Origin of the sequence: Nitrosopumilus maritimus SCM1 (genome assembly GCF_000018465.1) — an archaeon.
Taxonomy (GTDB): Archaea; Thermoproteota; Nitrososphaeria; order Nitrososphaerales; family Nitrosopumilaceae; genus Nitrosopumilus; species Nitrosopumilus maritimus.
Window position 1 is genome coordinate 302,204 of record NC_010085.1, and the last position, 14,452, is coordinate 316,655.

General features: G+C 36.1%; 10 protein-coding genes. 6 read left to right on the forward strand and 4 right to left on the reverse strand.

Features of this window, described 5'->3' with window-relative positions:
- Positions 1-85: 85 nt before the first annotated feature.
- From larC to NMAR_RS01815, 3 genes are read left to right on the forward strand one after another with little or no spacing between them, the layout of a single operon-like run.
- Positions 86-1,306, forward strand: a complete 1,221-nt coding sequence (gene larC / locus NMAR_RS01805) for a nickel pincer cofactor biosynthesis protein LarC (RefSeq protein WP_012214722.1) — start codon at positions 86-88, stop codon at positions 1,304-1,306.
- A complete protein-coding gene (larE, locus tag NMAR_RS01810; protein WP_012214723.1) occupies positions 1,307-2,104 on the forward strand; it encodes an ATP-dependent sacrificial sulfur transferase LarE in 798 nt (265 codons plus the stop codon).
- The gene (locus tag NMAR_RS01815; protein WP_012214724.1) at positions 2,101-3,267 is read left to right on the forward strand and encodes a cysteine desulfurase family protein; all 1,167 of its coding nucleotides are present in this window, start codon (positions 2,101-2,103) and stop codon (positions 3,265-3,267) included. Before larE ends, NMAR_RS01815 begins: the two co-directional genes overlap by 4 nt.
- On the opposite strand, the gene NMAR_RS01820 is transcribed toward NMAR_RS01815, so the two are convergent.
- The 4 genes from NMAR_RS01820 to NMAR_RS01835 all read right to left on the reverse strand — a co-directional run bounded on the left by NMAR_RS01820 (position 3,264) and on the right by NMAR_RS01835 (position 6,868).
- On the reverse strand, positions 3,264-4,055 hold the full coding sequence (locus NMAR_RS01820; protein WP_012214725.1) for a PEFG-CTERM sorting domain-containing protein: 792 nt from the start codon (positions 4,053-4,055) through the stop codon (positions 3,264-3,266). The two genes, NMAR_RS01815 and NMAR_RS01820, sit on opposite strands and share 4 nt — an antisense overlap.
- A 105-nt stretch (positions 4,056-4,160) precedes the next feature.
- Positions 4,161-4,985 carry a PEFG-CTERM sorting domain-containing protein gene (locus tag NMAR_RS01825; RefSeq protein WP_148680025.1) on the reverse strand — a complete coding sequence of 275 codons (825 nt, stop codon included), beginning with the start codon at positions 4,983-4,985 and terminating at the stop codon, positions 4,161-4,163.
- 122 nt (positions 4,986-5,107) lie between these two features.
- Complete coding sequence (locus NMAR_RS01830) at positions 5,108-5,965, reverse strand: PEFG-CTERM sorting domain-containing protein (protein WP_012214727.1); 858 nt, start codon at positions 5,963-5,965, stop codon at positions 5,108-5,110.
- A 63-nt stretch (positions 5,966-6,028) separates the two neighbouring features.
- On the reverse strand, positions 6,029-6,868 hold the full coding sequence (locus tag NMAR_RS01835; protein WP_012214728.1) for a PEFG-CTERM sorting domain-containing protein: 840 nt from the start codon (positions 6,866-6,868) through the stop codon (positions 6,029-6,031).
- Positions 6,869-7,048: 180 nt separating this feature from the next.
- Here NMAR_RS01835 and NMAR_RS01840 point away from each other — a divergent pair, with 180 nt between their 5' ends.
- Genes NMAR_RS01840 through NMAR_RS01850 form a run of 3 tightly spaced genes read left to right on the forward strand, consistent with a single transcriptional unit; the run spans position 7,049 to position 14,439 of the window.
- Complete coding sequence (locus NMAR_RS01840) at positions 7,049-7,300, forward strand: DNA-directed RNA polymerase subunit H (RefSeq protein ID WP_012214729.1); 252 nt, start codon at positions 7,049-7,051, stop codon at positions 7,298-7,300.
- Positions 7,301-10,648, forward strand: coding sequence for a DNA-directed RNA polymerase subunit B (locus tag NMAR_RS01845; RefSeq protein ID WP_012214730.1), 3,348 nt, complete (start codon positions 7,301-7,303; stop codon positions 10,646-10,648).
- Positions 10,648-14,439, forward strand: a complete 3,792-nt coding sequence (locus NMAR_RS01850) for a DNA-directed RNA polymerase subunit A' (protein WP_012214731.1) — start codon at positions 10,648-10,650, stop codon at positions 14,437-14,439. Before NMAR_RS01845 ends, NMAR_RS01850 begins: the two co-directional genes overlap by 1 nt.
- The last annotated feature ends 13 nt before the right edge of the window (positions 14,440-14,452 follow it).

Below are 14,452 nucleotides of genomic sequence, written 5' to 3' on the forward strand. Positions count from 1 at the left end.
TCGCTGTTAATTTTCAATAATTAAATCTAATGAAATTTCAGACCGATCAGACGAATTTATAAGCATTTTCAATAATTTTTAATCAATGGTTTTGGTAATTGATCCTCAAATTGCAGGAATATCTGGGGATATGCTTCTTTCTTCATTAATTGATTTGGGCGCAGATAAGGGAAAGATAATTGATGGAATTAAAAAATCTGAACAATTTTTTTCAGATTCTACTATTACAAAAATCGATTTTCAAAAAACCAAAAAAAGAGGAATCGAAGCTATTCAACTCGTTTTAGAAATAGATGAACATTCTCATGAAAAAAAAGGCTCTGAAATAAAAAAAGCAATTAATGACTCTACATCAAATTTAGATCTATCAGATAAAGCAAAGATATTTGCTGAATCATGTATCAATTCACTCATTTCTTCAGAATCTAAAATTCATGGTGTTCCAGAGGATTCTGTGCATTTTCATGAGGCCTCTAGCATTGATACCCTAGTTGACATTGTCGGAATTACAATTGCCTTAGATGATTTGGGATTATTTGATGAAAAAATTATTTGCATGCCTGTTTCTGTAGGTGGTGGAAGCGTAACTTTTTCCCATGGCACTATGTCTAATCCTGCCAGTGCAATTTTAGAGATTTTCAAAGATTCTTATCTGAAAATTAAAGGTAATGATGCAAATGCGGAATTGACCACTCCAACGGGGGCGTGTATTTTGGCTAATCTGACAAATACTTGTATGGATTATTATCCTGCAATGAAAATTGATTCAATTGGTTATGGTGCAGGGCAAAAAGATTTTCAAAATTTTTCAAACGTGCTAAAACTAGTTAGAGGCTCTACAAATAACTTGGAAAGTGACTCAGTAAAAATTCTTGAAACTAACGTTGATGATATTTCAGGAGAAATACTTGGAAATCTAATTGAAAAGATCATGCAAAAAGGTGCTAGAGATGTTTCAATTTATCATGGAATTACAAAAAAAGGAAGACCTACAAATTTGGTATCTGTAATATGTGATGATCAAAATATTGATGAAATTGTTGATACATTGGTATTAGAAACTGGTACTTTGGGAATTAGGATATCTGAATCAAATAGATTTGTTGTACCAAGAACAAATGAAAACATTTCATTAACAATTGATGGAAATTCCTTTGATGTGAGATACAAAAAATCAACATTTAAGGGAAAAACTGATTTCAAAATAGAATTTGATGATCTTAAGGATATTTCAAACACCGTTGAAAAATCAATTAAAGAAATAGAATCATTACTTCGAAAAGAAATTGAAAAGTTGGAGAACTAAATGACAAAATTAAATGAACTAGAAAATTGGTTTGCTGATAAAAATAAAGTCATGATTGCATTATCTGGTGGTGTAGATAGTGCTCTTGTTGCATATGCTGCTTATCAAAAATTAGGTGATTTTGCAATTGCGGTAACTGCTGATTACAAAACCCTTTCTGAGGAAGAACTTCAAACTGCTAAACAAATTTGCTCTGAAATAGGAATAACTCAATTTTTCTTAGATTATGACGAACTTGAAAATGAAGAATTTACAAAAAATGATTCAACTAGATGTTTTCACTGTAGGCTCGAATTAGGAGTTCATCTCTTAAAATTGGCAAAAGAACATCACGTAGATGTAATTGTTGATGGAACTAATTTAGATGATTTAGGTGAATATAGGCCAGGAATTGATGCCTTACGTCAAAATGGAATTAGAAGTCCTCTTGTTGAAACAAATCTTTCAAAATCACAAATTAGACACATTGCAAAGTCAGTCGGACTATCAGTTCATGACAAACCTTCAAACTCTTGTTTGGCTTCACGTATACCTTGGGGTCAAAGAGTTACTGCTGAGAGATTAGCTAGAATTGAATTTGGTGAGACTGTTGTCAAACAACTAACCAAAGTTAAACAAGTTCGTGTTCGTGATTTTAATGGTTCTGCAAAAATTGAAGTAGAAAAAAACGATATTTCTGAATTTAATAATCTTGTATTAGATAAAATCACAGAAAAACTAAAGCTGATTGGATTTACTTCAGTTGAAATTGATCCAGAAGGGTATAAACCAGGAAAAATTAACGTGATTGCAGATTGATTTATCTTGATAATGCAGCATCAACTCAAATTCACGATGATGTACTAGAGTCAATGCTTCCATATCTTAAAGAGCAATATGGAAATCCTTCCTCCATTCATCGTTATGGCAGATTATCTCGGAAGGCAATTGAAAAGGCAAGAAAACAAATTGCGTCTTTGATTAATGCAGATCCTTCTGAAATTTTTATCACCTCTGGTGGTACCGAATCAAATAATACTGCGTTACGAGGAATTGCAACAAAATACTCTTCAGGTCAAATCATAACTTCTTCAATTGAACATGATGCAATTTTAGAGCCATGTAAAAAATTATCTCAAGAAGAATTTGATGTAGTTTACCTTCCTGTAGATAACTTTGGTATGATTAGTCTCTCTAACCTTAAAGATTCTCTATCTGAAAAAACTAGAGTTGTTTCAATTATGTTTGGTAATAATGAAGTTGGTACAATTCAACCAATTGCAGAAATTGCCAAATTATGTCATGAACACGATGTGGTACTTCATACTGATGCTGTACAGGCAATAGGGAAAGTACCAATTGATGTTCATGAATTAGGGGTGGATTTACTATCAATTTCATCTCATAAGCTATATGGACCAAAGGGAATAGGTGCTCTGTATATCAAAAAAGACACTCTTCTTAATCCAATGATTTTAGGTGGTGGGCAAGAACATGGATTACGCTCTGGTACTGAAAATGTTGCAAATATTGTTGGTTTTGGTAAGGCATGTGATATTGCTAAATCAAATTTGGATGAGAATATTTCTCATATGAAAAAACTCAGAAATCTTTTGGTCCAAACTGTATCTGATGAAATTTCTCAAGTAACTGTTAATGGTCATCCTGAACGTCATTTGCCAAATAATGCTCATTTTACTTTTCTTGGTGTAAATGGCGAAGATCTGATTATAAAACTTGATGAGTATGGTGTTGCTGCATCTACTGGTTCGGCATGTTCTGTTCATACTCAAAAGGCATCTCATGTATTACAAGCAATGGGATTTTCACACGAGCAAATTACTGGCTCATTAAGATTGACAACTGGAATATTTAATGATCAAAAAGAAATTGAACAAACTGTGGAAATTTTGAAAAGAGTTGTTGAAGAACTAAGATCTGTGTCTCCATTTAAAGAAAAATATTCTTTCTCAAAAAACTAAATTTTAATCTGAAATTTGTTTCTTGTTAGAATAATTGCTGTCATAATTCCGACTAGCAAAACAATCATTGCAATTGTTCCAAACTCTGGGACAACATAAGTTCCAATAATTAGAATATCTGTATCTCCTTGCTCAAAATTAATTGTAATTGTTCTATGATCTGAATGGACTGGTGCTTCCTCATAATCTGCCTCGATTCCATTTGGATTATCTGGACTTGAAATTAAGATAATAAATTTTTCATCTTTCCCATCTTGTTTTTCAGCACCTATGAATTCTCTTGGTAATTCTAATGTGATTGAACCTTCATCTGTAGAATTGATGCTTATTGCTAGTGCAAAATTCTCTGATTCGACCACCATGTCTTCAACTTCTCCTCCTTTAATTGAATATTCTACATCAAATGTCCCATGACTTCCAGCGTCAACTTCAAAATTGGTTGTAGTTGTCACCACTTCTGATTTTGGAGTGTAACTAAATTCAGTTTCAGCTATAGTTCCACCTGCTACTTCATATGATGCTCTTACTAGTATTGTTCCTGAATTGGTCCATAATGGTCCTTCTGCAAGAATTGTGTGTGAAAATGTTCCATCTTGGGCTACTTTTATTTGAGCAATTTCTAACATGTTTCCTTCTCTAAATAATTGCAGTACTACATCTACCCCTGCTATCTTTGTATTTACTTTTCCTGAAACAACAATTGTGTCTCCTTCATCATAATTATTATCATCTGTTTGTACAGTAATTGGAGATTCTTGTGCATACACAAAACTTGTAGAAATTATCAATAAGGAAATTACACCATAAAATATTTTAGAATTCACAAGTTTTGAATGGTATGTTTGTATATTTCTTTTACTATCAAAAATGAAAAAATGAAAAAAGATGTGATTTTAGTATCTTGGCATAATGCTAAGTCTTGATTTTGCAGATACTGCAATTATTGAGATAATTGCTACTGCTAGAATCATGGCTGCAATTGTGCCAAACTCTGGGACTACAAAGGTACCAATAATTTCAATTTGTTCAGTTCCTGCTGGGAACATGACTGTTACTTTGTTTGCAACAATCTCAACATCATCCCATTCTTCTCCGTCAACTAGTACCATGAAGATACCATCTTGGACTGTTTTTGATGGTGTTACAGTTAATGTTCCATCATCAGTAGAGCTGATGTTGACAACAATTGAGTTGTCATTTGTATTGAGAGTTGCACTTGTAACTGCACCACCTGAAATACTAAATGGTACACAATAACCATTTGCAGTAATCTCATTAGCTCCACATTGTTTGGACTTTTGTGGTGTTTCATAGGTTGGTGTATATGCAACTCCTCCCATTAATTGAACTTTGACACTATTGCTCTTTTCAGCACTGCCATAGTTTGCTTTAATGGTGTAGGTACCGCTGTATTTCCACATTGCACCTGCTGTGTTTAATGTTGTCTCAAAACTACCCTCATCTGTTACAGCGATTTGATCAACTGTGATGATTGAGTTTAGAGGACTCACAACAGTAATTGTAACTGGAAATCCAGATGCTACATTTGCTACTTGCCCTTGTACTGAAATCATGTCTCCTTGGTCATACCCTGTTTTATCTGTCCAAACAGATACTGGGATATCTGCACGCAACATTTCATTTGCTGTTGCTCTTGCATCTGCCATGGTACATCCAACACATGCTTGTGGAATTTCATCTGCATATGCTGCTGACATGGTTAAAGTACCGACTGCAGTCAAAACGGCTAGTAGCGCGAACGACGTACGGCTGTTCATCTTGTTGCGATTTGAACCTGTCTCTATTTATGTATATTTAAAAAATGAAAAAAGATGTGATTTTAGTATCTTGGCATAATGCTAAGTCTTGATTTTGCAGATACTGCAATTATTGAGATAATTGCTACTGCTAGAATCATGGCTGCAATTGTGCCAAACTCTGGGACTACCACGCCGTCTTGAATATCTACCTCAGCTGAAGCAGTATATTTTGGATCGTTAAATTGTTGTGCTGTAACAGTGTAAAAACCATCTTGTGTCCATAATGGTCCACCTGTTGTGATTGTTGCTGTAAACTTTCCATCAAGCATTGGTGATACTTGATCAACTGATACTACATTTCCATTTGGAGCAGTTACGGTTAATGTAATGTCTGCACTTACTCTATCTGTATTTCCTGTAACTACAATTGTATCAGATCCCATTTCAGTTTTGGCGGTACTAATTTCAATTCCTGCATCTATTGTAACAACTGGTTTTATTGGTTCAAAGATATCTGAACTATAACTGGATTCAGTCACAGCAGTTTTTTCTGCCATTCCACCATTTACTTCAACAAGAACTTCCATTGTGTATAGTGCTGCGCTGCCTTGTTGTGCTTTGATTTCATAGAATCCATCTTCGGTCCATGTTGGGCCTATCTTGAATTCAGTACCAAACATTCCTTCTGCATCTGGTGTTGTCTGACCAATAGCAACTACATTATTTCCACTTGGGGACTTTACAGTAAATGAAACATCAGTGAATGTTGAAATCGTTTTACCTGTTACGGTAATTGTTTTAGATCCACTGTCTGCCATAGCTGTTAGGGTCATTCCTTGTGTTTGAGCAAATGCATCTTGTTGAATTGAGGTCACTGAAATTAATGACACTGCCAAAAGGGCTATTGCCATTGATGTTGTAGAACGTTTAAAATTCATCCTAATTTTCCCCAAGTTACCTTGGTATTTATGTATATTTAAAAAATGAAAAAAGATGAAATTTTAGTATCTTGGCATAATGCTAAGTCTTGATTTTGCAGATACTGCAATTATTGAGATAATTGCTACTGCTAGAATCATGGCTGCAATTGTGCCAAACTCTGGGACTACAAAGGTACCAATAATTTCAATTTGTTCAGTTCCTGCTGGGAATGATATGGTTAGTGTTCTATCTGTTGTTGATTTTGTTTCATCAAACTCAACTTCTTCTCCGTCAATTAAGACAAAGAAATCATCATCTGCACCATCTGGGAAAGTTGCATCCAACACCGATCTAGGAATTGTCAGTGTGATTGATCCATCTTCCGTACCATCAATTGAAACGATTAGTGAATTTGCATCCACATCAGGCATAATTCCAAGTAATTTACCACCTGTGATTTCATATCCTACCAAATCAGATGAACCCTGTACTGCAGCGGTTGTATCTGTGACATCTGGATTGACTACATTTTCAACTGGTGGTGCTGTTGAACCTCCAAATTCAAATGTGGTCTCTGCGGATCTATTCTCACTTCCATATGTTACAATTACTGTGTAAGTTCCTTCCACTTTCATTGTTCCTCCAGCAGTAATTTCAGCACTGAATTTCTTATCTGCACCTACTGTTATTTGATCAATGGCTACAATGCTGCCATTAGGAGATGTAACAATTAGGCTAACAGGAGTTCCTGCATATAGATCTCTGACTTCACCTGTTACCATGATAGTTTCACCCTCTGAATAGGATGTCTTATCTGTAGTAACAATAATCGTACTTTGTATTTGTCCAAATGCTGGTGCCATACCAATACTTGCAACTAGAATTGCTGATAAGGCAAACACCATCAATTGTGATTTCATTGATTTTACGCTTGAATTTATCCTATTTAAGGTTGTGAAAAGATTAATTGACTAAATAGAAAAATAACTACTTTCTTGACGAATTTCAGATTAGATATATATTAACCTGAGCGTGAGATTTTGACAGTTTGTGTGTATTCATTACTGTTACATTTAATGTTCGACGTGGGGGTTTTGTAATTGGCAACTAAGAAAAATCAAATTCTTGTACCTGATCATATCTATGTTCCAAAACATGAAATCATTTCAAAAACAGAAGCTGAAGAAGTTTTAAAAAAATACAATTGTAAACCAACCGAATTACCATTAATCTTTGTAAACGATCCTGCAATTTTGGGACTTGGTGTAAAACCAGGTGATATGATAAAGATCACAAGAAAAAGTCCAACTGCCGGTGAAGGTCTCTATTATAGATACGTGGTGGAAGTATAGATGGCAGATTCATCCACAAAACGTTGGCCAGTAATTCAAGATATTTTGAAAAGAGAGGGTATTGCACGTCAGCACCTAAACTCATTTGATGAATTTTTAGAAAGAGGATTACAAAGTATTATCAACGAGGTTGGTCAGATCGATATTGAAAATGCTGAGTACCCTTACAAAATTCAACTAGGTAAAGTCAAATTACAACAACCAAGAATGATGGAACTTGATGGTTCTATTACTCATATCACTCCTGCAGAAGCTAGATTGAGAAACGTATCTTATTCTGCACCTGTAATGATGGAAGCAAGTGTTGTTGAAGATGGAAAAATCCTTGAATCAAGATTTGTCCACATTGGTGATGTTCCCGTTATGGCAAAATCAAACGCTTGTATCTTACACAATTTTTCTACTCAAAAACTAGTTGAACATGGTGAGGATCCAAACGATCCTGGTGGTTACTTTATCATTAATGGTTCTGAGAGAGTAATTGTTGGATTAGAAGATCTTTCTTACAACAAAATCATTGTTGATAGAGAAACAGTAGGTGGAAACATTGTACACAAAGCCAAAGTTTATTCTTCAATTGTTGGCTATCGTGCAAAATTAGAACTTGTCATGAAAAATGATGGACTAATTGTTGCCAGAATTCCTGGTTCTCCAGTTGATATTCCAGTAGTTACTTTGATGAGAGCTCTAGGTTTAGAATCTGATAGAGAGATTGCAGCAGCAGTTTCATTGGTAGATGAACTCCAAGATGAACTAGAAGCATCTTTTGAAAAAGCAGGAGATGTTCCAACTGCAAAAGATGCCATTGTTTACATCAGTAAGAGAATTGCCCCTGGAATGCTTGAAGAATTTCAGATTAAACGTGCTGAGACTTTACTTGATTGGGGTTTGTTGCCTCACTTGGGCAAACACCCTGAAAATAGAAAAGAAAAAGCGCAATTCTTGGGAGAAGCAGCTTGTAAATTATTAGAACTAAAACTTGACTGGATTAGACCTGATGACAAAGACCACTATGGAAACAAAGTCATTAAATTTGCAGGACAGATGCTTGCAGACTTGTTTAGAACTGCATTTAGAAATCTTGTCCGTGATATGAAATATCAATTAGAACGTTCTGGACAAAAACGTGGAATTAATGCAGTAGCTGCTGCAATTCGTCCAGGAATTATTACTGATAAACTAAACAACGCAATTGCCACTGGAAACTGGGGTCGAGGCAGAGTAGGTGTTACTCAATTACTTGATAGAACAAACTATCTTTCTACAATTAGTCACCTTAGAAGAATTCAGTCTCCACTAAGTAGAACTCAGCCAAACTTTGAAGCAAGAGACCTGCATGCAACACACTTTGGAAGAATTTGTCCAAGTGAAACTCCTGAAGGCTCTAACTGTGGTCTTGTAAAGAATCTTGCATTATCTGGAATAATTTCTGTAAACGTACCATCTGAAGAAATTGTAGAGAAACTCTATGATCTTGGAACTGTCCACTTCTTTGATGCAAAAGAAGATTTGAAGAAAGACGGAACTAGAATCTTTGTTGATGGTAGACTAATTGGATATTACAAAGATGGTGAACAACTAGCAGAATCTCTTAGAGACTTAAGAAGAAACTCAAAGATTCATCCACATGTTGGTGTATCCTTCCACAAATCTGAAATTGAAGGTTCAACCCGAAGACTTTACGTAAACTGTAATGCAGGACGTGTTTTAAGACCACTAATCATCATTAAAGATAACAAACCATTACTTACTGCTGATTTACTAGACAAAATTTCAAAGAAACTCATCTCGTGGACTGATCTCTTGAGAATGGGTGTTTTGGAAATGATTGATGCAAATGAAGAAGAGAACTGTTATGTCACACTAGATGAAAAGGATACAAAGAAACACACTCACCTTGAAGTCTTCCCACCAGCAATCCTTGGTGCAGGTGCTTCAATCATTCCATATCCTGAACACAACCAATCTCCAAGAAACACATACGAGTCTGCAATGGCAAAACAGAGTTTAGGATTCTCAACCCCTATGATGAATACAAGTACATATGTTAGACAACACTTTATGCTATATCCTCAGGTTCCAATAGTTAACACAAAAGCAATGAAACTTTTGGGATTAGAAGATAGACCTGCAGGTCAGAACTGTGTGGTAGCAGTGTTACCATTTGATGGTTACAACATTGAGGATGCCATCGTTCTTAGTAAAGCATCAGTTGATAGAGGATTAGGAAGAACATTCTTCTTTAGAATCTATGATGCTGAAGCAAAACAATATCCTGGTGGAATGCGTGACGCATTTGAAATTCCAAATGCTGAAGATAACATCAGAGGTTACAAGGGAGAACGTGCATACAGACTCTTAGAAGAAGATGGTGTTGTTGCAACAGAAGCTCCAGTAAAAGGTGGAGATATTTTAATTGGAAAAACTAGTCCTCCAAGATTTATGGAAGAATACCGAGAGTTTGAATCATCTGGTCCTTACAGAAGAGATACATCAATTGGTGTTAGACCTTCAGAAACTGGTGTTGTTGATACTGTAGTTATGACCCAATCAAATGAAGGTGGAAAGATGTACAAGATTAGAGCAAGAGATATGAGAATTCCCGAAATTGGTGACAAGTTTGCATCAAGACATGGACAAAAAGGTGTCTTAGGAATTTTAGCTAAAGCAGAAGATTTGCCATATACTGCAAGTGGAATGTCTCCTGATGTTTTGATTAATCCTCATGCATTCCCATCTAGAATGACTGTTGGTATGATGATGGAATCCATATGTGGAAAATCTGCCGCATTACGTGGAAAGAGATTTGATGGTTCTGCATTTGTTGGAGAAAAAATGGATGAAGTAAGAGAAGTAATGGATGCACATGGCTTTGAATATTCTGGTAAAGAAATAATGTATGATGGAAGAACTGGAAAATCATTCCCAGTCGAAGTTTTCATCGGAGTTGTATATTATCAAAAATTACACCACATGGTTGCAGACAAGATTCATGCAAGAGCACGTGGACAAGTTCAAATGTTAACAAAACAACCAACAGAAGGAAGAGCAAGAGGTGGTGGCCTTAGATTCGGTGAAATGGAGAGAGATTGTCTTATTGCTTATGGCGCTTCTATGATTCTTAAAGACAGATTACTTGACGAGTCTGATAAATCTGATATTTTTGTATGTGAGAGGTGTGGTCTTGTTGCTTATCATGATGTTAAACAAAGAAAATATGTTTGCAGAGTTTGTGGTGATAAAGCCAAAGTCTCATCAGTTTCAGTTGCTTATGCATTCAAACTACTCTTACAAGAGATGCAGAGCCTCAACGTCGCACCAAGATTGTTAATCAAGGAGAAACTATAATGTCGATTCAAGCAGTAAAAGCAATTGATGGAATCAGATTCTCTGTTTGGTCTCCAACTGAAATCAGAAAATACTCTGTTGCAGAAATCACTGCTCCAGAAACTTATGATGAAGATGGAATGCCTGTTCAAGGAGGTTTGATGGATGGCAGACTTGGAACACTTGAACCTGGACAAAAATGTCTCACTTGTGGAAACACTGCAGCAAGATGTCCTGGACACTTTGGACATTTGGAATTAGCAGAACCAGTATTACATATTGCATTTATTGATAACATCTACAAATTACTACAATCAACTTGCCGTTCTTGTGCAAGATTAAAAGTTCCACAAGAAGATCTTAATGTTTTCAAAACTATTAAAGAGAAACACGCAGCTTATACTGTAATTTCTCAAAAACGTATTCCAGAACAAATTATTGAAAAAGCAAAGAAAGCAAAAGAATGTCCTCACTGTGGTAAAACACAATACGAACTAATCTTTACAAAACCAACTATCTTTGTAGAAAAAACAGAAATTGGAGAGCACAGATTACTCCCAATAACAATCAGAGAAAGATTCTCACAAATCATTGATGAAGATTTAGAATTATTATCATATGATCCAGTAACTGCAAGACCTGAATGGTTTGTCTTACAAGCATTCCCTGTTCCCCCAGTAACTGTTAGACCCTCAATCATTCTAGAAACTGGAATTAGATCTGAAGATGATTTGACTCACAAGATGGTAGATATCATCAGAGTTAATCAGAGATTAAAAGAAAGTAAAGATGCTGGTACCCCTCCACTAATCGTTCAAGACTTGGTCGACCTATTACAATATCACACTACAACATACTTTGATAACGAAGTATCTGGAATTCCACAAGCTCATCATCGTTCTGGACGTCCTCTCAAAACCTTAACTCAAAGACTCAAAGGAAAAGAAGGAAGATTCAGAGGTTCACTATCTGGAAAGAGAGTTGACTTTTCTAGTAGAACTGTAATCTCTCCTGATCCTAACTTGGACTTGAGTGAGGTTGGTGTCCCAGAAGCAGTAGCCATGAAACTAACCATTCCTGAAATCGTTACAGAATGGAATATTGAAAGAATGAGAAAACTTGTAATTAATGGACCTGAGAAATTCCCAGGCGTAAACTATATCGTCAGACCCGATGGTGTAAAGATTAGACTTGATTTCGTAGAGGATCGCTCTACAATTGCTGAAACACTTGAGATTGGTTACTTGGTAGAAAGACATCTTGCAGATGGTGACATTGTCATGTTCAACAGACAACCATCACTTCACCAAATGTCTATCATGGCGCACTATGTCCGTGTACTCCCAGGAAAAACATTCAGATTACATCCATCCGTTTGTCCTCCTTACAACGCAGACTTTGATGGTGATGAAATGAACCTCCACGTTCCTCAAAGTGAGGAAGCAAGAGCAGAAGCAATTCTCTTAATGAGAGTTCAAGACCAATTAATCTCACCAAGATATGGTGGTCCAATTATTGGTGCACTAAGAGACTTTGTAACTGGTGCATATCTTCTAACTAAAGACGATACAGTATTGACTGTTCAAGAATTCTCAAACCTTGCAATGCTTGGTGGTTATACAGATCCTTTACCAAAACCCGGAACCAAAACCAAAGACGGTCCGGCATACACTGGTAAACAACTTTTCTCGTTGTTCTTACCAAAAGACTTCAACTATGTAATTACATCAAAATGGTCAAAGGGAACAAAAGGACAAGCAAAAGATGTTGTAATTAAAAATGGTGAACTAATCAGCGGTGTCATTGACAAATCTTCAATTGGTGCAGAAGAACCAGAAAGTGTTCTTCACAGAATTGCAAAAGATTACGGTAATGCAGTTGGAAAAAGTTTCCTCAACTCTATTCTCATTATGGTAAAACAATTCATCACCCACTATGGCTTCAGTTATGGTTATGGTGACCTTATTGTTCCTGACAAAGACAAACAACAGATTCTTGATGATATTCAAGGAACTTATGATATTGTAAGTGATTTGACTGATCAATACAAGAAAGGAACACTCAAGCTTACTAGAGGTATGAAACCTGAAGAAGCCTTAGAGGCATACATTGTAAATGAATTAGGTAAAGCAAGAGACAAGGCAGGCTCTTCTGCAAATGACTGTCTTCCAGCAGACAATGCAGGAAAAATCATGGCTACAACAGGTGCAAGAGGTTCATCACTTAACGTAGGTCAGATGGCCGGGGCTCTTGGACAACAATCAAGAAGAGGAAACAGACTCCATGAGGGTTACAACAACAGAGCATTAACTCACTATCAAGAACATGATGATAATCCTGATGCACATGGATTTGTAAAATCCAATTACAGAGAGGGTCTATCTGCACTTGAATTCTTCTTCCACGCAATGGGAGGTCGTGAAGGACTTGTAGACACTGCAGTTAGAACACAACAAAGTGGTTACATGCAGCGTAGATTAATCAACGCATTAGAGCACATTAGATTAGAATATGATGGAACAGTAAGAGATCCACACGGCCACATTGTACAATTCCTTTATGGTGAAGATGGAATTGATGTGCAAAAGAGTGATCACGGTGAAGCATTTAACCCAAGCAGATTAATTGAATCTCAAAAAATTATTGATTCTGGCAAAAAGGCAACAAAAGAAGAGATTGAAACACTAGCTAAGAAATACACAAAGACATTCAATCCAAGATTAACTAAACTTGTAACTGATGCATTACAAAATTCTGAATTAAGCAAAGATGGTGTTGAAGCAGTATGTAAGAAAGGACTGTTACTTTACAACAAAGCAAAAGTAGAACCAGGACAAGCAGTTGGAATTATCACTGCACAGTCAATCGGTGAACCTGGTACTCAGATGACATTAAGAACATTCCACTTTGCAGGAATTAAAGAAAGAAACGTAACATTAGGTCTTCCAAGATTAATTGAACTCGTTGATGCAAGAAAGAAACCAGTAACACCAACTATGGATATTTATCTTGATGATGAATCAAAGAAATCAAGAGAAAAAGCAATTGAGGTTGCAAGAAATGTTTTGCAAACCAAAGTTAGCGCCTTGATTGCAGATAGTGAGACTGATTATGCTACTGAAATCAAACTAATTTTGAGTGAAAATAGGCTCAGAGAAAGAGGATGCTCTATTGCAGAAGTTGAAGCTGCCTTGTCCTCTAACAAGAAATTCAAGATGGAAACAACTGGCGAACTAATCACCCTAAAACTAGTTGAGGAATCTGATACTGCTACAGTAATTGCAATCAGAAACAAGGTTCTCAACACCACTGTCAAAGGTGTACCTGACATTGAACGTGTAACCCTTGTCCAAAAAGATGATGAGTGGGTTATTCAAACAACTGGTTCTAATGTTGCCAAAGTCTTAGAGGTCAAAGGAATTGATAAGAGAAACGTTAGAACAAACAACGTCTTTGAGATTGCCGGAACTCTTGGAATTGAAGCTGCAAGAAATGCATTAATCAATGAACTTAACAGTACTCTGGAAGACCAAGGACTTGAAGTTGATAATAGATACATCATGTTAGTAGCTGACTTGATGTGTTCACGCGGTTACATGCAACAAATTGGAAGACATGGAATTGCTGGAACCAAAGATAGTGTCTTAGCAAGAGCTGCATTTGAGATTACTGTTCCAACAATTGCACATGCTGCACTTGGTGGAGAAATTGAACAACTCAAAGGTATTACTGAAAACGTAATTGTTGGTAGTAACATTCCAATTGGAAGTGGTACAGTTGATTTGTACATGCAAGTAAGCAAGAAGAAATAGTTGGATGAAAATT

What these genes read in the sequence shown, in the direction of transcription:
- NMAR_RS01825 (WP_148680025.1), bottom strand. Translation starts at nt 4,985, where the DNA reads ATGTCAGCAGCATATGCAGATGAAATTCCACAAGCATGTGTTGGATGT.
- NMAR_RS01845 (WP_012214730.1), top strand. Translation starts at nt 7,301, where the DNA reads ATGGCAGATTCATCCACAAAACGTTGGCCAGTAATTCAAGATATTTTG.
- NMAR_RS01830 (WP_012214727.1), bottom strand. Translation starts at nt 5,965, where the DNA reads ATGAATTTTAAACGTTCTACAACATCAATGGCAATAGCCCTTTTGGCA.
- NMAR_RS01850 (WP_012214731.1), top strand. Translation starts at nt 10,648, where the DNA reads ATGTCGATTCAAGCAGTAAAAGCAATTGATGGAATCAGATTCTCTGTT.
- larE (WP_012214723.1), top strand. Translation starts at nt 1,307, where the DNA reads ATGACAAAATTAAATGAACTAGAAAATTGGTTTGCTGATAAAAATAAA.
- larC (WP_012214722.1), top strand. Translation starts at nt 86, where the DNA reads ATGGTTTTGGTAATTGATCCTCAAATTGCAGGAATATCTGGGGATATG.
- NMAR_RS01835 (WP_012214728.1), bottom strand. Translation starts at nt 6,868, where the DNA reads ATGAAATCACAATTGATGGTGTTTGCCTTATCAGCAATTCTAGTTGCA.